Consider the following 24,377-nt stretch of genomic DNA (forward strand, 5'->3'; position numbering starts at 1 on the left):
GTGCCGCCCGCGTCCCGGGCGCAGCCCCGGCCCCTGCAGGAGCGGAGCCGACCGCGCCTTGGGTGCAGCCCCGGCCCCTGCGGGAGCGGTGCCGCCCGCGTCCCGGGCGCAGCCCCGGCCCCTGCAGGAGCGGAGCCGACCGCGCCTTGGGTGCAGCCCCGGCCCCTGCGGGAGCGGTGCCGCTCGTTGGGGGTGGTGGCCTGCCTGTATGGCGTGCCCGACGGGCCGCGGGCGCGGTCGGGCCGTCGCCTGGGCGCAGCGTGCGCCTGCCGAGCCGGCGCTGCCCGCGCCCCGGGCGCATTCCGGGCCGTGCGGGAGCGGTGCCGCCCGCGCGTCGGGCGCAGCCCCGGCTCCTACGGGGGCGGAGCCGCTTGTTGGAGGAGGCGGACCTGGCCGCATCCCGTGCACCGGCGGGCACCGCGGGCCCGGGCGCACCGTGCGCCTGCCGAGCCGGTGCCGCCTGCGCTCCGGGCGCATCCGGGGTCGTGCGGGAGCGGAACTGCCCGCGTCCCGGGCGCACTCCGGGCCCCTGCGGGAGCGGTGCCGCCCGCGCCCCGGGCGCAGCCCCGGCCCCCGCGGGAGCGGAGCCGGTCGTTGGGGGAGGCGGACCTGGCCGCATCCCGTGCCCGACGGGCCGCGCGGGCGCGCCGTCGCCCGGGCGCACCGTACGCCTGCCGAGCCGGTGCCGCCCGCGCTCCGGGTGCCCGGCCCCCCCGGCGGGAGCGGAGCCGCCCGCGCCCCGGGCGCAGCCCCGGCCCCCGCGGGAGCGGAACTGCCGCGTCCCGGGCGCAGCCCCGGCCCCCCGCGGGAGCGGAACTGCCCGCGTCCCGGGGGCACCGCTCCCGCGGCGGGCGGTGGCGGTGGGACGTGCGGTCAGCGTTCCTCGTCGAGCGGGGGCGGTGCCGTGCTCTCGCGCACCGTCAGCCGGGGCGTCGCGGTGCGGACGTTGCGGGCCGACTCCGGGTCGTCGATCGCCGCCAGCAGCGCGCGGGCCACCTGCTCGCCGAGGGCGAACGTGTCACGCGACAGCGCCGTGATCGACGGGTGCACGATCCGGGTGAGCACCGAGTCGTCGAACGACACCACCGACAGCTCGCGCGGCACCGGCACGCCCATCTCCGCCGCGACCCCGAGCCCAGCCACCGCCATCACGTCGCTGTCGTAGATCAGCGCCGTCGGCCGCTCCGGCCGCGACAGCAGCGTCCGGGTGGCCGCCGCGCCCTGCGCGTCGCTGAAGTCCGTGGGCACCGACTCCACCCCCACCAGCCCGTGCCGCTTCGCCGAGTCCTTCAGCGCCCGCATCCGCCGCTGGGTGTGCTGGAACTGCGGCAGTCCGGCCAGGTGCGCGATCCGGCGGTGGCCGAGGGCGGCCAGATAGTCGACCAGCGAGAGCATGGCCTCCCGGTCGTCCGCCCACACGCTCGGCAGCCCGCCGTGCCGCCCCGGCCCGCCGAGCACCACCGACGGGACGCCCAGCTCCTCCAGCACCGCGACGCGCGGGTCGCGCACCTGGAGGTCGACCAGGACGAAGCCGTCCACCCGGCGTTCGGAGACCCAGCGCCGGTACACCCCGATCTCCGCCGGCGTGTCCTCGACGGTCATCTGCTGCAGGGCCACCGAGCGGACCGACAGCCCGGCCTGCAGACCGGCCGTGAGCTGGCCGAAGAAGGGCTCGACGCCGATCGTGCGGGCGGGCCTGGCGACCACCAGGCCGACCGCGCCGGCCCGGGCCCCGCCGAGCGCGCGGGCGGCGCTGTGCGGGTGCCAGTTCAGGTCCTCGGCGACCTTCAGGATGCGAGCCCTGGTGGCCTCGCTCACGCCCGGACGGCCGTTGAGTGCGAAGGACACCGCGCCGGGGGAGACCCCGGCCCGCTTGGCGATCTCCGCGATCGTCGGTCTGGCCATCTCACGCGCTCCCTCTTGACAGCCGAATATGAGGCAGAGCATAGTCCACCCCCAGCTAAAGCGATTTAGTTAGCGCGGATCTCAGAGCTCGCACTTCATCCAGGCGAGGAGCGCCCGCCGTACGGCGTCGGCACGCCCCGCCTCACCTCCCGCGCTCGGGACGGATCAGGAGACTCACCCATGCGAAGAATCTCGGCAGCCACGGCCCTCGCCGTCGCCGCTGCGGTCGCGCTGTCCGGCTGCGGAGTCGGCGACGGCAGCTCGGACAAGGACGCCCAGCAGCAGGTCGACAAGTCGGCACCGCTGAAGGGCACGATCAGCTTCCAGACCTGGGCGCTGAAGGGCGACAAGTTCAGCCCGTACTTCGAGAAGCTGATCGCCGACTTCGAGAAGGCGCACCCCGGCACCACGATCAAGTGGGTCGACCAGCCCGGCGAGGGCTACGACGCCAAGCTGACCAGCCAGGCCGCGAGCGACAACCTCCCGGACGTGGTCAACCTGCCGCCCGACCTCGCGTACCCGCTGGCCAAGACCGGCAAGCTGCTGGACCTGCGCAAGAACGTGCCGACGCTGGAGCAGGACTGGGTGCCCAGCGCGGTGGCCGCCTACGCGTACCAGGACCTGGACGGCGGCAGCGCCGCCTACGGCTTCCCCTGGTACCAGGGCACGGACGTGAACTACTGGAACAAGGACCTGCTCACCAAGAACGGCCTCGACCCGGCCAAGCCGCCGGCCACCGTCGACGAGCTGTTCGCCCAGGCCAAGACCCTGCACGACAAGTCCGGCGGCAAGGCATACCTGATCAGCCGCACCCCGGGCCTGATGGACCTGACGAACGCGGGCGTGCAGGTCATCGCCCCGGACGCCGCCCAGTTCACCTTCAACACCCCCGAGGCGGCTGCCCTCGTCCAGAAGTACGCGGACGCCTACAAGGCGGGTGAGATGCCCCGGAACATCTTCGCCAAGACCTGGCAGGGCAACGCGGCGCTGTTCCAGAAGAAGGAGGTCGCCTGGACCACCGCGGGCGGCCGCTACATCGACCAGATGAAGACCGACGCGCCGAACCTCGTCGAGTCCATCGTCCCGTCGCCGGCCTTCAAGGTCCCGCCGCTGTACAGCCAGGGACTGTCGGTGGCGGCCAAGAGCAAGAACCTGCCGCTGGCCCTGGAGTTCGCGAAGTTCGTCGCGAACGACGCCAACCAGCGGGCGTTCATCGAGCTGGCCCCCGGCTTCCTGCCCGGCACCGCCGCCTCCGCGGACGACCCGGCGTACAGCAAGAGCGACGGCACCCCGCAGGGCGACGCCTCCCAGTACGCCTTCGAGGCGCTGAAGGAGGCGAAGATCGGCACCCCGCCGCAGTGGAACGGGGAGATGAACGACGTCCTCAACCAGGAGCTCGCCAAGGCGATCACCGGCAAGAAGTCGGCGAAGCAGGCCCTGGACGACGCCGTGAAGCAGGTCAACTCGCTGCTGCAGCAGTGACCCCGGGCGGGGCCGTCCGGCGGACCGACGAACGCCGGACGGCCCCGGCCCCCCTCCCGCTTCCGGAAGAAGCCCGTCGAGAGAGGTGAGAAACCGATGAGAGCGCACCGCTGGTACACACCGTGGCTGATGGTGATCCCGGCGCTGACCTGGCTGGCCGTGTTCGCCCTGTTCCCGGCCGTCAACACCGTCGTCCTGTCCTTCACCAACGTCCGCACGCTGTCCGGCGGCGAGTTCATCGGCGTGGAGAACTACCAGCGGCTGCTGGACGACCCGCGGATGGTGGACGCGGTGGTAAACACCCTGCTGATCACCGTGATCTGTGTGCCGCTGCTGGTCTTCCTGCCGCTGCTGCTCGCCCTGCTGGTGCACTCCCGGCTCCCCGGCATGGGATTCTTCCGGACCGTCTTCTACTTCCCGGTCGTCGCCTCGGCGGTCGCGGTGGCGCTGATCTGGCAGTGGATCCTCGACGACAACGGGCTGGCGAACCAGCTCGGGCAGCAGATGGGCCTGATCGACAAGGCGGTCCCGTTCCTCACGGACCGCTGGCTGCTGATCTTCTCCGCGGTGGCGCTCACCGTCTGGAAGGGCCTCGGCTACTACATGGTGCTGTACCTGGCGGCGCTCGGGAACGTACGCCGCGAGCTGCACGAGGCGGCCGCGGTCGACGGGGCGGGGGCCGTGCGGCGCTTCCGGTCGGTCACCGTCCCCGGGGTGCGCAACATGATGCTGCTCATCGCGGTGCTGATCACCGTCTCCGCGATGCGCCTGTTCACCGAGCTGTACATCCTCGGCGGACCGCAGGGCGGCGTCGGCGGCCAGGACGTGACGATCGTCTTCCTGATCCAGTCGGCCCTCAAGGGCAGCATCGACGGCCGCATCGGCTACGCCTCCGCCGTGAGCGTGGCGCTGTTCGTCGTCACCGTCGGCCCGCTGCTGCTCCTGGCCCGTCTGAACAAGAAGAACAGTGAGGTCTGAGATGACCCTGGTCACCGACCGCGCCGCGACCGGCCGCACGGCGCCCGGCAAGCCCCCGCGCCTGCGCGGCCGGCGCCGCTCACCGGTCTTCGACGCCCCGACCCCGCTGGGGATCGCCGGCCGCTACGGGGCGCTGGTCCTCATGGTGCTCCTCACGATCGGACCGCTGCTGTGGCAGCTGTCGACCTCGCTGAAGAGCAAGTCCGAGGACATCTACGCCGAGACCCCGCAGCTGCTGCCGCAGGACCCGACGTTCGCCAACTACGGCGAGGTGACCCGGGTCGTCCCGGTGCTGGACTTCGCCACCAACTCCCTGATCGTGGCCGCGATGAGCGTCCTCGGGAACCTGATCGGCGCCACCCTGGCCGGCTTCGCCCTGGCCCGCGTCGACTTCCGCGGCCGCAAGCTGGTCGTCGGGCTCTTCATGGCCACGCTGGTGCTGCCGGGCGAGGCCACGATCATCTCCCAGTTCCAGACGGTCAACAACCTCGGCCTGACCGACACCCTCGTCGGCATCGTGCTGCCCGGCCTGATCGGCACGGTCAACGTCCTGCTGATGTACAACGCCTTCCGCTCCCTGCCCCGCGAGCTGGACGACGCGGCTGTCATCGACGGCGCCACGGTCTGGCAGCGGCTGCGCCACATCGGACTGCCGGCGGTGAAGGGCACGCTGAGCATCGTCGCGATCCTGTGCTTCATCGGCGCCTGGGACGACTTCCTGTGGCCGCTGCTGGTGGTCCAGGACCCGGAGAAGCTGACCCTCACCGTGGGCCTGGCCTATCTCAAGGGCCAGTTCAGCGCCGATCCGCGGCTGATCGCCGCCGGCACGGTCATCGCCCTCGTCCCCGTCCTGGTCCTCTTCGCCACGCTCCAGCGCTACTTCTTCCGCGGGGTCGAAGAGGGCGCCGTGAAGGGGTGACGGCAGACCCTCCCGTACGACGCGCAGTCCCTCCCGTACGACGCGCAGTCCCGCCCCAGCCCTCCCCGCCCAGCAAGGACCCGCCATCAGCATGCCCGCACTTCCGTACGCCCCCGCGCCGCGCTTCGGCGTCAACTACACGCCGACCCGCGGCTGGTTCCACCACTGGCTCGACTTCGACCTGGACGAGGTGCGCGCCGACCTGGACTCCGTCGCCGCGCTCGGCTTCGACCACATCCGGGCGTTCGCCCTGTGGCCGCTGTTCCAGCCCAACCGCACCCTGATCCGCCCGCGCGCCGTCGAACAACTCGTCGCGCTCGTGGACGCCGCCGCCGAGCGGGGCCTGGACGTCAACGTCGACGGACTGCAGGGACACCTGTCCAGCTTCGACTTCGTGCCCTCCTGGACCCAGACCTGGCACCGCCGCAACATGTTCACCGATCCGGACGTCGTCGCCGGCGAGGCCGAGTACCTGCGCACGCTCGCCGCCGCCCTCGCCGACCGGCCCAACTTCCTCGGCATGACGCTCGGCAACGAGATCAACCAGTTCTCCGGCGACCCGCACCCGGACCCCGACCGCATCACCCCCGAGCAGGCCGACGCCTGGCTCGCCCGGATGCTCGACGCCTGCGAGCAGGGCGCGCCCGGCAAACTCCATCTGCACGCGTGCTACGACGCGGCCTGGTACCTCGACGACCACCCCTTCACCCCGGCCCACGCCGCCCGGCACGGCTTCGCCACGGCCGTCCACTCCTGGGTGTTCAACGGCACCGCGCAGAAGTACGGCACCCACTCCGCCGCCACCGACCAGCACGCCGCGTACATGATCGAGCTGTCCCGGGCCTGGTCCCCCGACCCCCGCCGCCCGGTGTGGCTGCAGGAGGTCGGCGCGCCGGCCCCGCACATCCCGGCGGACCACGCGGCGGCGTTCACCCGCGCCACCGTCACCGCGGCCCTGGACTGCGCCGACGTATGGGGCGTCACGTGGTGGTGCTCCCACGACGTCGACCGCTCGCTCGCGGACTTCCCGGAGCTGGAGTACAGCCTGGGCGTGCTCACCAACGACCGTGTGCCCAAGCCCGCCGGACGCGGGCTGGCCGCGCTCATCACCGAGGTACGGGAGCGGGGTCACCGCCCGGAGCCGCGCACCACCGCCCTCGTGCTGGACCTCCCCGAGGACGCGCCGAAGCGGTCGGTCTGCGCCCCCGGCGGCGCGTTCTTCGACGCCTTCATGCGCCTGGCCGCCGCCGGTGCGCGCCCCGCCGTCGTACTCGCCGCGCACAGCGCGGACCCGGCGTATCTCTCCGCACGGGGTATCACCGAGACCGTCACCGTGGAGGATGTGGACCGTACCTGACGTCCGCCGAGCACCCGCCGACACCCGCACTACCCACGGAGCAACGCAGTGCATGACGACCGCACCCTCGTCGAGTCCCGACTCAAGCGCGTCCTCGAGGAGCGCATCCGCCCCGCCGTGTACCCCGAGTCCGTACCGCTGACCGCAGGCATCTGGACCGCCCCCGGCGAACCCGTGCCCGTCGCCGAGGGCCTGGCGGCGCCCCGTACGCCGGCAGCCGCCGGGGACCGCTGGGGAGCGCCCTGGGGGACCAGCTGGATCACTGTCTCCGGCACGGTCCCCGAGCACTGGGCGGGGCGGACCGTCGAGGCGATCCTCGATCTGGGCTTCGACAGGAACATGCCCGGCTTCCAGTGCGAGGGCCTGGTCTACCGCCCCGACGGCTCCCCGGTGAAGGGCCTGAACCCGGACAACCAGTGGGTCCGCGTCGCCGCCCCGGCGACGGGCGGCGAGAAGGTCGAGCTGCACATCGAGGCGGCCTCCAACCCCGTCATCCTCGACTACCACCCCTTCCTCCCCACCGGCCTCGGCGACAAGGACACGGCCGGCACCGAACCGCAGTACCGCATCGAGCGGTTGGACCTCGCCGTCTTCGACGAGACGGTGTGGAACCTGATCCTGGACCTGGAGGTCCTCGGCGAGCTGATGGCGGAGCTGCCCGTCGAGTCCGCCCGCCGCTGGGACATCCTGCGCGCCGTCGACCGCGCCCTGGACGCCGTCGACCTGCAGGACGTCAACGGCACCGCGGCCGCCGCCCGCGAGCGGCTGACCGGTGTGCTCGCGGCGCCCGCCGAGCCCTCCGCGCACCGGCTGAGCGCGGTCGGCCACGCGCACATCGACTCCGCCTGGCTGTGGCCGCTGCGTGAGACGGTGCGCAAGGTGGCCCGTACCACCGCCAACATGACGGCGCTGCTGGAGGACGAGCCCGACTTCATCTACACGATGTCCCAGGCCCAGCAGTACGCCTGGATCAAGGAGCACCGCCCGGAGGTGTACGAGCGGGTCAAGAAGGCCGTCTCCGAGGGCCGGTTCGTGCCCGCCGGCGGGATGTGGGTCGAGTCCGACACCAACATGCCCGGCTCGGAGGCGATGGCCCGGCAGTTCGTCCACGGCAAGCGCTTCTTCCTCGAGGAGTTCGGCGTCGAGAACGACGAGGCGTGGCTGCCGGACACCTTCGGCTTCGCGGGCGGTCTGCCGCAGATCATCAAGGCGGCCGGTTCGAAGTGGCTGCTCACGCAGAAGATCTCGTGGAGCCAGATCAACAAGTTCCCGCACCACACCTTCCTCTGGGAGGGCGTCGACGGTACGCGGATCTTCACGCACTTCCCGCCCGTCGACACCTACAACTGCTCGATGAAGGGCAGCGAGATCGCCCACGCCGCCCGCAACTTCAAGGACAAGGGCAGGGCCCGCCACTCCCTGGCCCCCACCGGCTGGGGCGACGGAGGCGGCGGCACGACGCGCGAGATGGTCGGCAAGGCGGCGCGCCTGCGCGATCTGGAGGGCTCGGCGACGGTCCGCTGGGAGAAGCCGGCCGACTTCTTCGCCAAGGCCGAGGCCGAGTACGCCGACCCGCCGGTCTGGGCGGGCGAGCTGTATCTGGAGCTGCACCGCGCCACGCTGACCAGCCAGGCGCAGACCAAGCAGGGCAACCGGCGGTCCGAGAACCTGCTGTACGAGGCCGAGCTGTGGGCCGCGACGGCCGCCGTCCGGGCCGGGTTCCCGTATCCGTACGAGGACCTGGACCGGATCTGGAAGACGGTGCTGCTGCACCAGTTCCACGACATCCTGCCGGGCTCGTCCATCGCCTGGGTGCACCGCGAGGCCCGGCAGACCTACGCCAAGGTCGCCGAGGAGCTCAACGGGATCATCGACGCCGCCCAGCGGGCGCTGGCCGGCGACGCGTCGGCGGACGGGCGCGTGGTGTTCAACTCCGCCCCGCACGCGCGCAACGGCATCGCCGCCGGCGGTGCGTCCGGTACCGGGCAGACGCCCGCCGGCTGCTCCGTCACCGCCCGCGACGGCGGCTTCGTCCTCGACAACGGCCTGATCCGGGTCACCGTGGACGCCCGCGGCCTGGTCACGTCCGTGCTCGACCTGGCCGCCGGCCGGGAGGCGATCGCACCCGGATCCGCCGCCAACCTGCTGCAGATACACCCGGACTTCCCGAACATGTGGGACGCCTGGGACGTCGACTCCTTCTACCGCAACACCGTCACCGACCTCACGGACGTGGACGAGGTGGCCGTGACGGCCGACTCCCCGCACGAGGTCGCCGTCCGCGTCACGCGCGGCTTCGGCGGGTCGACGGCCGTGCAGACGCTGACGCTCGCCGCGGGCGCCCGACGCCTGGACATCGGCACCGAGGTGGACTGGCACGAGACGGAGAAGTTCCTCAAGGCCGCCTTCCCCCTCGACATCCACACCGACCGCTACGCCGCCGAGACCCAGTTCGGCCACCTCCACCGCCCCACGCACACCAACACCAGCTGGGACGCGGCGAAGTTCGAGGCGTGCAACCACCGCTTCGTCCATCTGGAGGAGCCCGGCTGGGGCGCCTCCCTGGTGACGGCCTCGACCTACGGCCACGACGTCACCCGTACCGTGCGCGCGGGCGACGGCGGCACCACGACGACGGTCCGTGCCTCGCTGCTGCGCGCCCCGCGCTTCCCCGACCCGCACACCGACCAGGGCGTGCACCGCTTCACGCACGCCCTGGTGGTCGGCTCCACGGTCGGCGACGCGGTGCGCGAGGGCTACGCGGTGAACCTACCCGAGCGGGTCGTGCCGGGCGACGCCGAGGTGGCGCCGCTGGTCACCGTGGACGACGAGGCCGTCGTGCTCTCCGCCGTGAAGCTGGCGGACGACGGCAGCGGCGACGTGGTGGTCCGCTGCTACGAGTCGCGCGGCGGGCGGGCGCGGGCGCTGCTGACGCCGTCCTTCGCCTTCTCCTCCGTCGTGCCGTGCGACCTGCTGGAGCGCCCCACCGGCGGGCCGCCGGCCGACACCGCGCTCGCGCTGCGCCCGTTCCAGCTGGTCACCCTCCGGTTCACCCGACCCGGGGCTGCTGCTGCGTGATGCAGTGCACCCCCCCGCCGCCGGTGAACACCGGGCGGGCGTCCACCAGGGTCACCGCCCGGTCCGGGAAGAGGCGGCCGAAGATCTCCGCGGCCGTCTCGTCCCGCGGGTCGTCGAAGGCGCACAGGACCACGCCCCCGTTGCAGAGGTAGTGGTTGATATACGAGTAGTCGGCCCACCGGCCGTCCGCCTCCAGGACGGTCGGGGCCGGCACCTCGACGACCTCCAGCCGGCGGCCGCGGGCGTCCGTCGCCGCGCCCAGCAGGCCGATGATCTCGCGGCTGACCTCGTGGTCGGGGTGCGCGGGATCCTGCTGCGCGTGCACCACGACCACGCCGGGGCGGGCGAAGGCGGCCACGATGTCGACATGGCCGAGGGTGCCGTGGCCGAGCGGGGGGTAGTCGGCGGTCAGGCCGCGCGGCAGCCAGATCGCCTTGCTGGTGCCCAGCTGCGCGTGGATCTCCGCCTCGACCCGCTCCTTCGTCCAGCCGGGGTTGCGCTCCGGGCCGAGCTGTACGGTCTCCGTCAGCAGCACCGTGCCCTCGCCGTCGACGTGGATCGCGCCGCCCTCGTTGACCAGCGGGGAGGTGTACGTCCGCGCCCCGGCCAGATCACTGACGTACGCGGCGATCTTCGCGTCGTGGTCCCAGCGCGCCCACTCCTGGGCGCCCCAGCCGTTGAACGTCCAGTCCACGGCGGCCAGTCCGCCCCTGCCGTCGACGAGGAACGTCGGGCCGACGTCCCGCATCCAGGCGTCGTCCAGCTCCCGCTCCACCGTCTCGACGCCCGGCCCCAGCAGCGCCCGCGCCCCGGCGGACTCGCCGGGGGCGCACACCACGGTGACCGGCTCGAAGCGGCGTACCGCCCGGGCCACCGACGCCCAGGCGGCGCGGGCCCCGGCCAGCGTCGCGGGGTCGGCGAAGGTGTCGTTGGCGCCGGGCCACGCCATCCAGGTGCGCTCGTGCGGGGCCCATTCGGCGGGCATGCGGAAGCCGTCGGCGGCTGCGGGCATCAGGGGTTCCTTACGACAGGTGGTGCGGGTTACAGGAAGTACAGCCGGTTCAGGCTCACGGACTCGGCGGGACCGGAGCGCAGCGGCTCGCCGTCCAGGGTGACCAGGCCGGTGTCCTGGCGGACGTCGACGGTCCCGGTACGGGAGTTGAGCCGCAGGTCGGCCGGGCCGATGCCGCGCGTACCGCGCACCGCCACCCGCCGCCTGCGGGTCGGCAGCCGGTCGCCGCCCTGGTCGAGGGCTGCGCGGGCGACGAACGCGACGGATATCTCCGCGGGCGCGGCGCCGTGCGCGCCGAACTGCGGGCCGAGGAGCAGGGGTTCGCAGGTGTCGGTGGCGGCGTTCGGATCGCCGGTCACGCCGTACGCCGGGAAGCCGGCCTTCAGCACCAGCTGCGGCTTCGCGCCGAAGAACTCCGGGCGCCACAGCACGATGTCCGCGAGCTTCCCCGGTTCGATCGAGCCGACCTCGTGGGCGAGGCCGTGCGCGATGGCGGGGTTGACGGTCAGCTTGGCGATGTAGCGCAGGACCCGCTCGTTGTCGTGTTCGTCGGGGGCGCCGAACTGGGCCTTCATCTTCCCGGCCATGGCGAACGTCCGCCGCACCGTTTCGCCCGCGCGCCCCATGCCCTGCGCGTCAGAGGAGGTGATGCCGATGGCGCCCAGATCGTGCAGGACGTCCTCCGCGCCCATCGTGCCCGCGCGGATCCGGTCGCGGGCGAGCGCGGCGTCGCCCGGCAGGTCGGGCTTCAGACCGTGGACGGACACGATCATCCCGTAGTGCTCCGCGACGGCGTCCCGGCCGAAGGGCAGGGTGGGGTTGGTGGAGGAGCCGATGACGTGGGGGACTCCGGCCATCTTCAGCACGTTGGGGACGTGGCCGCCGCCGCAGCCCTCGATGTGGAAGGCGTGCACGGTGCGCCCGTCCAGCACCTGCAGGGTGTCCTCGACGGCCAGGCACTCGTTGAGCCCGTCGCTGTGCAGCGCCACCTGTACGTCGTGCTCCTCGGCGACGCGCAGCGCGGTGTCCAGGGCGCGGGTGTGGGCGCCCATGTCCTCGTGCACCTTGAAGCCGCTCGCCCCGCCCTCCGCCAGCGCCTCGACGAGCGGCGCCGGATGCGAGGAGGAACCCCGGCCGAGGAAGCCGATGTTGACCGGCCAGGCGTCGAACGCCGCGAAGGCGCCCCGCAGCGCCCAGGGGGAGTTGACCCCGACACCCCACACCGGGCCGAACTCCTGACCGATGATCGTGGTGACCCCGGAGGCCAGCGACGCCTCCATGATCCGCGGGGACAGCAGATGCACATGCGTGTCGACGGCCCCGGCGGTGGCGATCAGCCCCTCGCCGGACACGATGGACGTCCCCGTGCCGACCACCACGTCCACCCCGTCGAGGGTGTCGGGGTTGCCGGCCCGCCCGACGGAGCAGATGCGCCCCTCGCGGATGCCGATCGACATCTTCCGCACGCCCTGCACGGCGTCGATCACCACGACGTTGCTGATCACGACGTCGCAGGTGTCGCGGACGGCGGCGGCCTTCAGATGCAGCCCGTCCCGGGCGGTCTTGCCGAAACCGGCCAGGAACTCGTCGCCGTGGCGCTGCGCGTCGGACTCGACGCGCAGCACGAGCCCCGAGTCGCCGAGCCGGATCCGGTCGCCGGCCCGCGGGCCGTGCGTCGCGGCGTATGCGTACGGGTCCATTTCACGCTCCCAGATATCCGCAGGCGGCGGCCCGGCGCAGTGCCTCTTCCCGGGCCCCCGGCGCGTCCAGCGGCCCGTCGACCAGCCCCGCGAAGCCGATGGCGATCCGGTCGCCGCCGATCGGCAGCAGCCCCACCTCCGTGCGCGATCCGGGGTCGAAGCGCACCGAGGAGCCGGCGGGGACGGCCAGTCGCATCCCGTAGCCGGCGGCCCGGTCGAACTCCAGCCGGGGGTTGGCCTCGAAGAAGTGGAAGTGCGAGGTCACCGACACCGGCACGGCGGCCGTGTTGGTGACGGTGACCGTCGCGACCGGCTCCGGATCGGCGTGCTCCGGACCCGGCAGCAGCGCGCCCGGCGTGTCGGGGCCGGCCGCCGAACCGCCGCCCGGCGTATGCGGGCCGGCCGCGGACCCGATCGGGTGGGTCAGGACGGCCAGCCGCGATCCGTCGTCGAAGACAGCCTCCACCTGCACCTCGGTGACGATGCCGGCGACACCCGGCAGCACGTCGTCGGGGCCCAGTACGGACCGGCCCGCCTCGATCGCCTCGGCGAGCCGCAGCCCGTCCCGGGCGGCCTCGCACACGGTGTCCGCGATCAGGGCCGTCGCCTCGGGCACGTTGAGCCTGAGGCCGCGGGCGCGGCGGGCGCGGGCCAGCTGGGCGGCGTTGAACAGCAGCAGCCGGTCGCGTTCGGTGGGGGTCAGACGCACGTCAGGGTTCCTTGCTCGAGGTCACAGCTGCGGGGCGCGGTGCGTGGGGCGGCCGTCGAGCACCGTGAGCACCACCGGCAGCCCGGGCAGGTCCGTCGCGGCCGTGGTCAGCGGGCTCTCGGCGAAGGCCGTGAGGTCCGCCCGGTGACCCGCCGCCAGCCGCCCCGCCTCGTGCTCCTCGCCCGCCGCGCGGGCGGCGTTGACGGTCATGCCGATCAGCGCCTCCGCGGCCGTGAGGGCCTGCTCCGGCCCGTGCGGTGGCAGACTCAGATCGCGGCTGGGCCGCCGGTGGCGGGCGCCCGCGATCACGCCCAGCGGCGGGTACGGGGCGATCGGCCAGTCCGAGCCGAGGACGACCGTCGCGTCGGCGTCCCACAGATCGCGGCACCGCCAGGCGCGCGACGCCCGCTCCTCGCCGAGCCGGCGCGACCAGTTGTCGGTGTGGTCGGCGCGGGTGAAGTCCGTGCAGTGCGTGGGCTGCATCGACGCCGCGACGCCGAGCGCCGCGAAGCGCCGCAGGGTGTCGTCCGGCACGGTCTCGATGTGCTCGACCCGGTGCCGTGCCCCCGTACCGCCGGCGGCCTGTGCCTTCTCCACGGAGTCCAGGACGTGGCGGACCGCCGCGTCGCCGATGGCGTGGGTGGCGGTGGGGACCCCGGCCCGGTGCAGCTCGCCGATGATGCCGGTGTAGGTCTGCGGGTCCGGCCAGAAGGCGTGCGCCGACTCGCCGTGGCAGTCGGGGTGTTCCAGCCAGGCGGTGCCGTTGTCGATGGTGCCGTCCATGAACAGCTTCACGCCCGCGACCCGCCACAGCCGGCCGCCCGTGCCCTGCCGCTCGATGAGCGCGCGGACCGCGTCGGCATCGGCGCCGGGCTGGCACCAGGGCGCCACGCGCAGCCGGACGGGAAGTTCGCCGGCCTCGTCCAGCTCGGCGTACAGCCTGAGGCTGTCCCCGCCGGCGTCCATCGCGTGCCCGCCGGTCAGACCCGCGGCGGCCATCGCGCGCAGGGCGGCGGCGAGCCGGGCCCGGCGCTCCTCGTACGTCGGCTGCGGGGCGGCCCGCTCGACCAGCTCGCAGGCGGCGTCCTCCAGCAGCAGCCCGGTGGGGCGCCCCTGCTCGTCGCACACGACCTCGGCGGCCTGGTCGAAGACCCGCGGGCCGTCGACGCCCGCGAGTTCGAGGGCGCGGGGGCTGGCCAGCATCGAGTGGGCGTCGAAGAGGAGCAGGAGCGCGGGCACGCCGTGCAGGACGGACGCCAGCGGGGCGGTCTCGACGGGCCGGTCGCCGAACACGTTCGGGTCCAGGCCCCAGGCGTGCAGCCAGGCGCCGGGGGGGAGGGTGCGGACCGCGCGGGCCAGTGCCTCGCGGACCGCGGCCAGGTCCGTACAGCCGGACAGGTCGAGACCGTGGGTGAGGTCGGCGCCCGAGACGGGGTGGATGTGACCGTCGACCAGGCCGGGAGTGACGACGGCGCCCCCGAGGTCGAGGACCGTGGTGGCGGGTCCGGCGAGCGCGCGGATGCCGCGGTCGTCGCCGAGAGCGGATATCCGGCCGTCGGAGACGGCGAGCGCGGTGTGGGGGAGCGGGCCGGCGACGGGGTCGAGCAGCCGGGCGGAGTGCAGGATCAGGGAGGGCTTGGGCACAGGAGCTCCTGAGGTGCGGGGTCGCCGAGCGGGCGAGGGCGCCAAGGGCGAGGGGGCCGTGGGCGAGGGCGCCGTGCGGGGCACGGCGCCGGCGGTCAGGGTCGGTCGAGCGCGCCGGGGTCCAGGCCGAGTTCGCGCTCGGCGAGCCGCACGGCCAACCGGGTCACGGCCGCCGGCCGCTCACCGGTCTCGGTGTTGGCGTGGGCGGCGAGACCGTCCAGCACGACCAGGATCTGGATCGCGGTGACATAGGGATCGCCGGTGCGGAACTCCCCGCCCTCGACGCCCTCGCGGATCACGGCGGCCAGCCGCTCGCGCCACGCCTCCTCCTGCACCACGACGCGGTCGCGCAGCAGCGGGCGGTAGCGGCTCAGATGGCGGGCGTTGATCCACAGCCGGCTGATGTCGTCGTACGCCTCGCCCATCGCGTCCGCGAAGAACCGCGCGAGCCGCAGCCGGGGCGTCGTCTCGGGATCGTCCACGGGCAGCAGGGCGTCCAGCTCACCGCTGGCGGCGTCGCCGAACGCCTCGGCGACCAGCTCCTCCGCGGACGGGAAGTAGTGGCTGATCAGCCCGGGGCGTACGTCGAGCTCGTCGGCGATCCGCCGCAGCGTGACGCCTTCCAGCCCCTCGGCCAGGGCGACGGCGGACGAGGCTTCGACGATCTCTGCACGTCGGGCAGCCGGGGATTTCCGAACTCGCTTGCGCGGAACGCTTGACGACATATCCCGGATGCTATTGAGTGTGCGACCAATAAGCAAGCACGTGGGTACGATCCACCATCCGGAGGGCCTCATGGCGTCCACGATTCCCGACCCGCACCCGCCCGCGACCGCCGCGGTGAACACCCCGCCGCCGGGCGAGCGGGCCGGCCGTGTCGAGGTCCACGGCATCGACCGGATTCCCGAAAGCGAACGCCACGGACGGCCCCGGCAGCTGTTCGCGATATGGGCGGCCGCCAACGTCAACTACCTCAGCCTGGTGATCGGCGGGGCCCTGGTCCTGATGGGCCTCAGTCTCTGGCAGGCCCTCGCGGTGATCGTGATCGGGAACCTCTTCTGGGCCCCGGTCGGCCTGCTCGCCGTCTCCGGTCCGGCGTCCGGCACGCCCAGCGAGGTGATCATGCGGGCGATGTACGGCGTCCGCGGCAACCGGGTCAACATCGCGGTCGTCGGATGGGCGATCGGCACCTGCTACATCGCGCTCAACCTCGCCGCGTCGGCGTACGTCGCCTTCTCCCTCGTCGAGCGGGCCGGCATCACGGCGGACACCGCGGTCAAGACGGGCGTGGTCGTCGTCATCGCCGCGCTCACCCTGGCGATCAGCGTCTACGGGCACGGCATGATCGTGAAGCTCTACCTGCCCATCACGCTCGTGCTCACCGCGGTCTTCGCCGTGACGGCCGTCAGCATCTTCCAGCATGCCGACTTCGGCTACCGCCCGGCCGAACCCCTGGCCGGCACCGATCTGGTCGCGGTCCTCGCGGCGGGCGTCACCCTCATCGCGTCGGGCCCGCTGTCGTACTCCAACAGCGCGGACTTCGCCCGCTACCTGCCGCGCACCGCGTCCCGCACGTCGGTGGCCACGTGGACCGCGCTCGGCGGGTTCATCCCCGGCGTGATCGTGTGCGCGCTGGGCGCGTTCGCCGCGACGGCGCTGGACATGAGCGATCCGCAGACGGCCCTGGAGGGCATCCTCCCCGGCTGGTTCACGCCCGTGTTCCTGGTCTCCGTGGTGCTCGGCACGATCGCCATCAACGCCATGACCGCCTACAGCTCGGGCCTCGCGCTGCAGGCCGTGGGGGTGCGGCTGCGCCGTTCGGTCAGCGTCGTCATCGACGGCGTCTTCGCCACCGCGCTCACCCTGTACGCGCTGCTGGTCTCCGACTTCCTCGACACGGTCAGCGACGTGCTGCAGCTGACCGTCGTGGTGGTCGGACCGAGCATGGCGATCTACGCCACGGACATCGTGCTGCGCCGCGCCCGCTACGACGGCGAGGCGCTCACGGACGAGACGCCCGGCAGTCCGTTCTGGTACGCGGGGGGTGTGCGCTGGTCGGGGTGCGCCGCCCTGGTCGCCGGTATGGCGGCCTCGGCCCTGTGCGCGAACACGCTCTACACGGGCCCGGTCGCGGACGCCCTCGGCGGGGTGGACCTGTCCCTGCCGGCGGGGGCCGTCGTCGCCGCGGGGCTGTACGGGCTGCTGGCGCGCCGTACGGCGTGAACGGCCTGCCGGCGCGGCGCACGGCGTGAGAGGACGGAGGGGGCACCACCGTGCCCCCTCCGCCCCACTGCTGCTACTGGCCCGCCCACCTCAGGATCGTGGCGGTCGCGGCGCTCTTCTCGGCCTCCGGCAGACCGGAGATCCGGGCGCCGTGGTTCACGCCCGGCACGATGTACTTGTACGAGTCGAAGGCGCTCGGCGTGAACTGCTCAGCGCTCCACGGGTCGTTCTGCCCGTAGATGAACAGCATCCGCTGCGACTCGTTGCGCACCCACTTGTCGACACCGGCGATGGTCTTGTTGCTGTACGTCGTGCGCATCGACTCCGGCAGCACCGAGTTCGGCTGGTAGATGTCCGGGTAGTGGCGCACGTCGGCGAGGTGCTTGAACTTCAGGTCCGCCCAGCCCAGTTCGGCCGCCGCCTGGCGGTAGTAGGGGCCGGAGCTGTTGGCGCCGAGGGTGGAGTCCTCGTAGATCGACAGGCCGTGGTCCAGCGACCACTGGTACAGCTCGTCGTCCGTGGAGCTCCCGGCGTCCGGCACGGTCGGGCAGTTGTCGATCGTGCCCGACTGCCAGAAGTTCCACACCTGGTCGAGCACCGCGAACTCGTACGCCCGGTCGGTGGTGCCGAGGGTCTGGTCGAAGGTGTAGCCCTCCGCGGCCGCCGTCGCCTCGAACTTCGGCAGCATGGCGTCGCGGCGCACCAGCATCTCGCGCTGCACCGCGTCCAGCGCCTCGCGGCACTCGGGGGTGCCGACGTTCTGGAAGAAGCGCTCGTAGGTGCTGTCGTCCTCGTTGTTCGCGTCGTTGGGCGCGACGTAGGCGACGACGCCGTCGAGGTCCTTCGGGTAGTAGCGGTAGTGGTACGTGGCGGTCATACCGCCCTTGCTGCCGCCGGTGGCCAGCCACTTGGACGACTTCCCGTACAGCGGGCGGACGGCCTCGACGATGGCGTGCTCGTCGCTGGCCTCCTGCCACACGGTCATCTTCTCCCACGGCGTGCCGCCGGCCGGGACGGACGGGCCGAAGAAGCGGTGCTCCACGCTCAGCTGGTTGGCGTCCAGGATGGTGGTGGGCTCACGGGTGGACGTGGACAGGCCGTAGCCGCCGGTGTAGAAGACGACCGGCTTGTCGGCGGACTTGTGCCAGAGGCTGAAGCGCTGCTGGAAGGTCCCCAGCTCCGGCTTGCGGTGGTCGATCGGCTGCGTGATCGACAGGGAGTACTGGGGGAAACCGCCCTTGTCGGCGACCCCCGTGACGGTCACGCCGGGTATCGCGCGCAGCTGCTCCTCGAAGGAGGGGCCGTCGGCGGCGGCGGGCGCGACGCCGGCGGTGAGGACGGCCGCGGTCAGGGCGGCGGACATGAGCAGGGCGGGAAGGACGCGGTTGCGCACTCCAGGACCTCCGAGGTGCTGGGCCCGGGACCCCGGCCGCCCGCGAGGACGGACCCGTCGGCCCGGACCGTACCGGACAGGCGATTCTGCTCGACCCTCCCGCCCCGGATGCCCGCCGGGTAATCCCATCTGGCCATAGCCTCCAGGGGTTATGGCTGGTTAGGGTGCGCTGGTGGATCTCGAGATACGCCATCTGCGCGCGCTCAGCGCCATTGCCGAGCACGGCTCGGTCACCCGGGCCGCCGCCGCGCTCGGCGTCTCGCAGCCCGCGCTGACCGCGCAGCTGCGGCGGATCGAGGGCGTACTGGGCGGCGAGGTGTTTCTGCGCGGCAGGCGGGGCGTCGAGCCCACGCCCTTCGGCGAGTTCGTGCTCTCCCGCACCCGGGCGGCCCTCGGCAACATCGACGACCTGCTCAGCCGTACACCCGGAGCCGCCGCCGGGGCGGGCGCGGTCGTCCGGTTCGGCGCGTACGAGAGCCGGCTGACGGTCGCCGTCGAGGAGCGGCTGGCGGCCCTGCTGCCCGAGGCCCGGACGGAGTTGCAGGTCGCCTACTACACGGGGCTGCTGCTGGACCGCGTCGCCGCCGGGCGGCTGGACGGCGCGCTGCTCGCCGACTACCCCGGCTTCGAGCTGCGTCCCCCGGCGTCGGTGCGGTGGGCCGCGGTGGCCACCGACCCCGTGCACGTGGTGCTGCCGGCGGACCACCGGGCGGCCGGGGCGGGCGAGGTGCGGCTGGCGGACCTCGCCGAGGAGGACTGGGTGGTGCCGCCCTCGGATGGCACCGGCTGGCCGGAGCATCTGCTCCGGGCGTGCGAACAGGCCGGCTTCCGCCCCCGCGCCCGCTACCAGCTGGAGCAGACTGGTATGCGCACGGCCCTGGTCGCGGCGGGCCGCGCGGTCTCCGCCTGCCAGGCGCTGCACCCGCCGATGGACGGCGTGGTGGTGCGCCCGCTGGCGGGTGAACCGATGCGGATGCGGCTGCTGTTGGTCTGGCACCGGGACGGGGCGCTCGCCGGGTGCGCGCAGGACCTGGTGGCGGCGGTCCGCGAGGAGCATCGCGCGGCGTCGCGGGAGGCGGCCGCGGTGCGCGGGGGGTGAGCTTTTCGCCCCCTCAAAACTGAACGCACGGTCGTGCTAATATCTCGTCATGAGGTTCACACGTACCCTGCTCCGTGTCTCGCTCAACTCCCTCTCCACCGTGGCTCCGCGCCTCGCCGGCCGCGGCGTCTTCTGGCTCTTCCGCCATCCGCTCACCCGGATGAAGGTCACCCCCGTCGAACAGCGGCTGCTCGACGCCGCCTGCCACGGCAGCGTGAGCGTGCGCGGCAAGAACGTCGTGACCTACGCCTGGGGCGACGGGGAGCGGCCCGTACTCGTGCTGCACGGCTGGCAGTCACGCGCCTCGCACCTCGCGGCGTTCATCACGGCGCTGCGCGAACGGGGCTACACACCGGTCACCTTCGACGCTCCCGGGCACGGGGCCTCCGAGGGGCGGGCGGCCACACTCCTTGACTACCGGGAGGTCATCGGGCGGCTGTCCCGCGAACACGGCCCCTTCGAGGCGATCGTCGCCCACTCCCTCGGCGCGGCGGCCGCCTTCCTCGCGCTGCGCGACGGGGCCGCGCGGACGGGGCGGCTCGTCGCCGTCAGCGGACTCAGCGACTTCGACTACGTCCTGGACTACTTCTGCACGGACCTCGGCCTGCGGCCCCGGCTGCGCGCCGAGTTGCGCGACCGGATCGAACGCGTGCTCTTCCCCGGCGAACCGGAGGTCTGGCGCCGCTTCGACGCGGCCGACAGCCCCGAGGAGATCACCGCCCGGATGCTGCTGATCCACGACGAACGGGACCGCTACATCCGGATCGAGCAGTCCCACAAGACCGCGGCGGCATACGGGGAACAGGCGCGGCTGCACGTCACCAGCGGCCTCGGACACCGCCGTATCCTCGGCGACCCGGAGGTGGTGAAGCTGACGATGGAGCACGTGACGGCGCCGGCGGACGTGACGCTGCGAGGCTGAGTCCGGGCCTCATGCCGGGAGGCCGGCCCGGCCTCAGCCGCCCAGCCGCTCCGGCAGCCCCGCCGGATCCGTCGCCACCGACCGCAGCCGGGACAGGATCCCTGTCCCGGCTCTGTCGTACGCGGCGGGGTCGCCGTGCAGCACCGAGTACAGGTTCGCCAGCTCCATCAGCGCGATCAGCTCGAACGCGAGCTGCGCCGGATCGGCGCCGTCCGTCAGCCCGCCCGCGATCCGCGCCTCGCGCACGGTCTCCTCGACGTAGGCCGTCCAGTCCAGATGCGCCTTGGCGATCGCGTCGTGCACCGGCCCGCTGCGCGCGTCGAACTCCGCCGTCACCGCCGCGAAGAAGCAGCCGCCGGGGAAGGTGCGGTCACGTGAGTACGCCAGCCAGCTCGCGCACAGCGCCGCCACCCGGCCCGCGCCCGGCGGCACGTCCCGCACCGGCTCGACCACCTGCGCCGCGAACACCGAGCCGGCCGCCCGCACGGTCGCCAGCTGCAGCTCCTCCTTGGAGCCGAACAGCGCGAAGACGCCGCTCTTGCTGAGGTTCAGCTCGGTGGCGATCCGCCCCAGGGACAGTCCGCCCAGCCCCTCGACCGAGGCGATCTCCATGGTGCGGCCCAGCACCAGCCGCCGCGTGGCGTTGCCCCGCTCGACCCGTCCGTCCACCCGCGCCGTACCCATGCTGCGGCCTCCCTCCGGCTACCGGCCAGTGTAGTGACCTGGGGCGCGGCGGCTCGGATCGCGGGCGACCTCCCTTGTCAGCGGTCGGCACTGAGGGTTACGACAGGGGCCGGCCCAGCCGCACCGACACGACCGTCGTCTCGATACCGCTGTCGACCAGCCGGCCCGCGGCGTCGAAGGCGCCGGGGCCGTCGGTCATGCCGAAGTCGTTGTCGTTGATGAGGACCAGCGTCGACGGACCCGTCACGGCCACGCCCTCGATCTTGTCCGGGGTGCCCGGCAGCGTGTCCAGGTCGACGACCAGCCTCTTGGCCAGGACCGGCACCCCGGCCGCCGCCGGATCCGCCAGCTGCTCCAGCGCCGGGCTGGTGGCGGGCGCGTCCCAGGCGGAGCCGAGCACGTCGTCCGCCGGGCGCAGGGTGACCTGCTGCAGCCGGGCCGCCTTGTCGGTGCGCTCCTCTACGAGGAGCTTGTCGCGGCCGATCGCCACCAGGGAGGAGATCTTCAGCTCCGCGGTGTCGTCCTCACCGGGGTCGACGACCTCGACCGGGTCGAAGCGGTACACGTACTCCGCGGTGACGGCCTGCGTGCGCGGGCTGAAGCGGATCAGACGCGCGGTGCGCGAGGCGTTGCCCGCGTCGCCGTCGGGGTTGGACAGCGGACTCTGCACGGCCAGCACGAGATCGCCGCCGGGCAGCTGCGCCAGGCCCTCGAAACCGCGGTTGACCTTCCGCTTCAGCAGGATGCCGGGCAGCGCCTCCACCACGGGGTAGTCGGCGCCGGTGAGGGCGAGGCCCTCGGGGACGTAGCGGGTGAGGACCTCGCCGTCGGCGGCGACGTGCACCAGCGACGGGCCGTACTCGTCCGCCAGCCAGAACGTGCCGTCGGCGGCCCGTACGACGCCCTCGGTGTCCAGTCCGTTCGGGTCGTACGCCAGCGGGGTGGAGGCGTCGTACGTGTATGGGGCCTCGTCCCGCGACGCCTGGTTCGGCAGTCCGGTCACCGGCCGGCCCGAGCGGGTGGTCAGCGGGATCGCCTCCAGCACCCGCACCCGGTCGCCGACGACGCGGATCTTCACGATCGCCGGGTCGAAGCCCGGCACGGGGAAGGTGCGGCGCTTCACGCCGTCCACCTTGATCTGGCCGTTCGGCCCGCGGTCGGTGACGGTCCAGAACTCGCCCCTGGCGCCCGTCGGGTAGATGTCGCTGCCGATACCGCCGAGGTCCACACCCCGGTCGTCGCCCACCGTGCCCGGCAGCAGCGCGTTGCTGAACTCCGCCAGCGGCAGATCCGGCAGCGTCGCCGTGTCCGTCACCCGCGCGACGGGCTCACCGGTGGCCTGCCCGGCCACGGCGATGCCCGCCAGCACGGCGAGCGGAAGGGCCAGCGCGACGGGACGGCGTACGGCGGCGGGCGGACGGAACCGGGACATCGGGGCCTCCAACACGGGATCGGCCGCGATCACGCGATCGCGGGCGCATCCACGGTCGGGGCTGCCCGCGGCGTACAGGCGGCAAGGAGATGAACGCCCGCCGACCGGCTCGCTAACGCAGCAGCCCGGCCGCCCGCAGATCGTCGAACGCCAGCTGGTCCACGGGCGGCGTCCGGTCGCGTTCGGCGTACGACAGCCAGGCCAGCTCCTCGATCTCGCTGCTCGGCGCGAGGCTGCCGGTGAACGCGGCGGTGTAGCACGCCATCCGGACGACCGCGTCCGCGCCCGGCCGGTGGATCGCCGCCTCGTAGGTGCGGAAGTGCGCCACGGTCTCGGGGACGAGCCGTACCGTGAGCTCCTCCTCGATCTCCCGCAGCAGCGTCTGCGCGTCGCTCTCCCCGTCGTGCCGCTTGCCGCCGGGGATGTAGAACAGCTCCTCGCCGCGCGAGCGGGCGCCGAGCACCCGGCCGTCGACGATGTGCACCCAGGCCACCGTGTCGATGAGCTTGCCCACGAGGTCAGTCCCGCGGGGCGAAGACGCAGAACTCGTTGCCCTCGGGGTCGGCGAGGACGTCCCAGTAGATGTCGTCGCCGCGGCGACGCACCAGCGTGGCGCCGAGGGCGAGCAGCTCCGCCGTGTCGCCGACCACGTCCAGGTGCATCCGGTTCTTCACCGTCTTCTCCTCCGGCACCGGGTTCAGCCAGATCAGCGGGCCGTGCCCCGCCGGGTCCTCGATCGGCACCGGCCACTCGGCGGGCCGCTCCTCGCCGCCGTTGGTGCGGCGGACGTAACCGATCGCCTGGCACCACCAGTCGGCGAGGGCGTGATGGTCGCGGGCGTCGAGTGCGAGGTCCTTGAAGCGTGCGGGCATGTCTTGATCCTAGCTGCCGCCGCCTGCTACATTGCCGCCAGCCAGTGAGCCTTTCCGGCGCGGATTCCCATCCGCCGGGGAGGCTTTTTTCATGCCCGGGCTCCGCCCCGGCACCGGCGCGCCCGATGCGGGCGCCCACCGCGCCGAACCCGCCGCGCCGACCCGTCACGACCCACCGCAACAGGAGAGCCATGCCCGCAAGCCCGCAGACGCACGCCACCACAACCGCCGGAACCTGGCGGCTCGGTGACCTGACCGTCAACCGGATCGGATTCGGCGCGATGCGCCTGACCGGTACCCAGCCCTTCGACCGCGGCGTGCCCCGCGACCGCGAGCAGTCGATCGCGGTCCTGAGGCAGGCGGTCGAACTCGGCGTGAACCACATCGACACCGCCGCGTTCTACTTCTCCGCGACGCGCTCCGCCAACGAGCTGATCAACCGGGCGCTCGCGCCGTACCCGAAGGACCTGGTCATCACCACCAAGGTGGGGCCGGGCCGCGACCCCTCGGGCGGCTGGTGGTGGGCCTCGCCGGAGCAGTTGCGCGGCCAGGTCGAGGAGAACCTCCGCCAACTCGGCCGCGACCACCTCGACGTGGTGAACCTGCGGGTGCCGCCGAGCCGGCGGAACGGACCGATCGGCGAGCACTTCGGCGCGCTGGCCCGGCTGCGCGATGCCGGGCTGATCCGCCACCTCGGCGTATCCAACGTCACGTCCGGGCAGCTGACCGAGGCCCGGGCCATCGCCCCGGTCGTCTGCGTGCAGAACCCCTACGGGATCGGTGCGCCGGACGAGGACCGGGCGCTGCTGCGGCGGTGCGGTGAACTCGGCGTCGCCTTCGTCCCGTTCTTCGCGATCGCCGGTCCCGGCCGCGAGGCCGGTCCGGGTCCCGACGAGAGCGACGAGGTGCGCGCGGTGGCCCGCGCGCCCCACGCCGCGGTCGCAGAGGTCCGGCGCGCCAGGACCCAG

At 73.1% G+C, this 24,377-nt stretch carries 20 protein-coding genes; 9 read left to right on the forward strand and 11 right to left on the reverse strand.

Annotation, left to right across the window (positions count from 1 at the left end; genetic code table 11):
* Positions 1–873: 873 nt before the first annotated feature.
* A complete protein-coding gene (locus AB0M28_RS33005; protein ID WP_365413146.1) occupies positions 874–1,905 on the reverse strand; it encodes a LacI family DNA-binding transcriptional regulator in 1,032 nt (343 codons plus the stop codon).
* Between the two features lie 180 nt (positions 1,906–2,085).
* Here AB0M28_RS33005 and AB0M28_RS33010 point away from each other — a divergent pair, with 180 nt between their 5' ends.
* From AB0M28_RS33010 to AB0M28_RS33030, 5 genes are all read left to right on the forward strand, one after another.
* Positions 2,086–3,387, forward strand: coding sequence for a sugar ABC transporter substrate-binding protein (locus AB0M28_RS33010; protein ID WP_365413148.1), 1,302 nt, complete (start codon positions 2,086–2,088; stop codon positions 3,385–3,387).
* A gap of 96 nt (positions 3,388–3,483) precedes the next feature.
* Positions 3,484–4,365, forward strand: coding sequence for a sugar ABC transporter permease (locus tag AB0M28_RS33015; RefSeq protein ID WP_365413150.1), 882 nt, complete (start codon positions 3,484–3,486; stop codon positions 4,363–4,365).
* A 1-nt stretch (position 4,366) separates the two neighbouring features.
* On the forward strand, positions 4,367–5,284 hold the full coding sequence (locus AB0M28_RS33020) for a carbohydrate ABC transporter permease (protein WP_365413152.1): 918 nt from the start codon (positions 4,367–4,369) through the stop codon (positions 5,282–5,284).
* 91 nt (positions 5,285–5,375) lie between these two features.
* Positions 5,376–6,641, forward strand: coding sequence for a glycosyl hydrolase (locus AB0M28_RS33025; protein ID WP_365413154.1), 1,266 nt, complete (start codon positions 5,376–5,378; stop codon positions 6,639–6,641).
* A 48-nt stretch (positions 6,642–6,689) separates the two neighbouring features.
* Positions 6,690–9,719, forward strand: a complete 3,030-nt coding sequence (locus tag AB0M28_RS33030; RefSeq protein ID WP_365413156.1) for a glycoside hydrolase family 38 C-terminal domain-containing protein — start codon at positions 6,690–6,692, stop codon at positions 9,717–9,719.
* Here AB0M28_RS33030 and AB0M28_RS33035 read toward each other — a convergent pair.
* The 5 genes from AB0M28_RS33035 to AB0M28_RS33055 all read right to left on the reverse strand — a co-directional run bounded on the left by AB0M28_RS33035 (position 9,691) and on the right by AB0M28_RS33055 (position 15,509).
* A complete protein-coding gene (locus tag AB0M28_RS33035) occupies positions 9,691–10,731 on the reverse strand; it encodes an agmatine deiminase family protein (protein ID WP_365413158.1) in 1,041 nt (346 codons plus the stop codon). The two genes, AB0M28_RS33030 and AB0M28_RS33035, sit on opposite strands and share 29 nt — an antisense overlap.
* A gap of 29 nt (positions 10,732–10,760) precedes the next feature.
* Positions 10,761–12,431, reverse strand: a complete 1,671-nt coding sequence (locus tag AB0M28_RS33040) for an urease subunit alpha (protein ID WP_365413160.1) — start codon at positions 12,429–12,431, stop codon at positions 10,761–10,763.
* Position 12,432: 1 nt separating this feature from the next.
* Complete coding sequence (gene ureA / locus AB0M28_RS33045; RefSeq protein ID WP_365413162.1) at positions 12,433–13,140, reverse strand: urease subunit gamma; 708 nt, start codon at positions 13,138–13,140, stop codon at positions 12,433–12,435.
* A gap of 21 nt (positions 13,141–13,161) precedes the next feature.
* Positions 13,162–14,784 (reverse strand): amidohydrolase, encoded by a 1,623-nt coding sequence (locus tag AB0M28_RS33050; RefSeq protein WP_365413164.1) that lies wholly within the window; start codon positions 14,782–14,784, stop codon positions 13,162–13,164.
* A gap of 95 nt (positions 14,785–14,879) precedes the next feature.
* The gene (locus AB0M28_RS33055) at positions 14,880–15,509 is read right to left on the reverse strand and encodes a TetR family transcriptional regulator C-terminal domain-containing protein (protein ID WP_365413166.1); all 630 of its coding nucleotides are present in this window, start codon (positions 15,507–15,509) and stop codon (positions 14,880–14,882) included.
* Between the two features lie 70 nt (positions 15,510–15,579).
* Here AB0M28_RS33055 and AB0M28_RS33060 point away from each other — a divergent pair, with 70 nt between their 5' ends.
* Positions 15,580–17,007, forward strand: coding sequence for a cytosine permease (locus AB0M28_RS33060; RefSeq protein WP_365413168.1), 1,428 nt, complete (start codon positions 15,580–15,582; stop codon positions 17,005–17,007).
* A 73-nt stretch (positions 17,008–17,080) separates the two neighbouring features.
* Here the strand turns inward: AB0M28_RS33060 and AB0M28_RS33065 are convergent, their stop codons facing one another.
* Entirely contained in the window at positions 17,081–18,400 is a 1,320-nt protein-coding gene (locus AB0M28_RS33065; protein ID WP_365413170.1) for a S28 family serine protease, read from the reverse strand.
* Between the two features lie 172 nt (positions 18,401–18,572).
* Here AB0M28_RS33065 and AB0M28_RS33070 point away from each other — a divergent pair, with 172 nt between their 5' ends.
* Entirely contained in the window at positions 18,573–19,499 is a 927-nt protein-coding gene (locus AB0M28_RS33070) for a LysR family transcriptional regulator (protein ID WP_365413172.1), read from the forward strand.
* Between the two features lie 49 nt (positions 19,500–19,548).
* Complete coding sequence (locus tag AB0M28_RS33075; protein WP_365413174.1) at positions 19,549–20,421, forward strand: alpha/beta hydrolase; 873 nt, start codon at positions 19,549–19,551, stop codon at positions 20,419–20,421.
* 33 nt (positions 20,422–20,454) lie between these two features.
* On the opposite strand, the gene AB0M28_RS33080 is transcribed toward AB0M28_RS33075, so the two are convergent.
* From AB0M28_RS33080 to AB0M28_RS33095, 4 genes are all read right to left on the reverse strand, one after another.
* Positions 20,455–21,105, reverse strand: coding sequence for a TetR/AcrR family transcriptional regulator (locus tag AB0M28_RS33080; protein WP_365413176.1), 651 nt, complete (start codon positions 21,103–21,105; stop codon positions 20,455–20,457).
* A gap of 97 nt (positions 21,106–21,202) precedes the next feature.
* A complete protein-coding gene (locus tag AB0M28_RS33085) occupies positions 21,203–22,537 on the reverse strand; it encodes an esterase-like activity of phytase family protein (RefSeq protein WP_365413178.1) in 1,335 nt (444 codons plus the stop codon).
* Positions 22,538–22,649: 112 nt separating this feature from the next.
* Entirely contained in the window at positions 22,650–23,051 is a 402-nt protein-coding gene (locus AB0M28_RS33090; RefSeq protein ID WP_365413179.1) for an NUDIX domain-containing protein, read from the reverse strand.
* A gap of 4 nt (positions 23,052–23,055) precedes the next feature.
* The gene (locus AB0M28_RS33095) at positions 23,056–23,409 is read right to left on the reverse strand and encodes a VOC family protein (RefSeq protein ID WP_365413181.1); all 354 of its coding nucleotides are present in this window, start codon (positions 23,407–23,409) and stop codon (positions 23,056–23,058) included.
* Positions 23,410–23,600: 191 nt separating this feature from the next.
* On the opposite strand from AB0M28_RS33095, the gene AB0M28_RS33100 reads away from it, so the two are divergent.
* On the forward strand, positions 23,601–24,377 hold a 777-nt coding region (locus AB0M28_RS33100; RefSeq protein ID WP_365413183.1), incomplete at its 3' end, for an aldo/keto reductase.

Origin of the sequence: Streptomyces sp. NPDC051940 (genome assembly GCF_040680895.1) — a bacterium.
Taxonomy (GTDB): Bacteria; Actinomycetota; Actinomycetes; order Streptomycetales; family Streptomycetaceae; genus Streptomyces.

What these genes read in the sequence shown, in the direction of transcription:
- AB0M28_RS33005 (WP_365413146.1), bottom strand. Translation starts at nt 1,905, where the DNA reads ATGGCCAGACCGACGATCGCGGAGATCGCCAAGCGGGCCGGGGTCTCC.
- AB0M28_RS33010 (WP_365413148.1), top strand. Translation starts at nt 2,086, where the DNA reads ATGCGAAGAATCTCGGCAGCCACGGCCCTCGCCGTCGCCGCTGCGGTC.
- AB0M28_RS33015 (WP_365413150.1), top strand. Translation starts at nt 3,484, where the DNA reads ATGAGAGCGCACCGCTGGTACACACCGTGGCTGATGGTGATCCCGGCG.
- AB0M28_RS33020 (WP_365413152.1), top strand. Translation starts at nt 4,367, where the DNA reads ATGACCCTGGTCACCGACCGCGCCGCGACCGGCCGCACGGCGCCCGGC.
- AB0M28_RS33025 (WP_365413154.1), top strand. Translation starts at nt 5,376, where the DNA reads ATGCCCGCACTTCCGTACGCCCCCGCGCCGCGCTTCGGCGTCAACTAC.
- AB0M28_RS33035 (WP_365413158.1), bottom strand. Translation starts at nt 10,731, where the DNA reads ATGCCCGCAGCCGCCGACGGCTTCCGCATGCCCGCCGAATGGGCCCCG.
- AB0M28_RS33040 (WP_365413160.1), bottom strand. Translation starts at nt 12,431, where the DNA reads ATGGACCCGTACGCATACGCCGCGACGCACGGCCCGCGGGCCGGCGAC.
- AB0M28_RS33055 (WP_365413166.1), bottom strand. Translation starts at nt 15,509, where the DNA reads ATGTCGTCAAGCGTTCCGCGCAAGCGAGTTCGGAAATCCCCGGCTGCC.
- AB0M28_RS33060 (WP_365413168.1), top strand. Translation starts at nt 15,580, where the DNA reads ATGGCGTCCACGATTCCCGACCCGCACCCGCCCGCGACCGCCGCGGTG.
- AB0M28_RS33075 (WP_365413174.1), top strand. Translation starts at nt 19,549, where the DNA reads ATGAGGTTCACACGTACCCTGCTCCGTGTCTCGCTCAACTCCCTCTCC.
- AB0M28_RS33080 (WP_365413176.1), bottom strand. Translation starts at nt 21,105, where the DNA reads ATGGGTACGGCGCGGGTGGACGGACGGGTCGAGCGGGGCAACGCCACG.
- AB0M28_RS33085 (WP_365413178.1), bottom strand. Translation starts at nt 22,537, where the DNA reads ATGTCCCGGTTCCGTCCGCCCGCCGCCGTACGCCGTCCCGTCGCGCTG.
- AB0M28_RS33095 (WP_365413181.1), bottom strand. Translation starts at nt 23,409, where the DNA reads ATGCCCGCACGCTTCAAGGACCTCGCACTCGACGCCCGCGACCATCAC.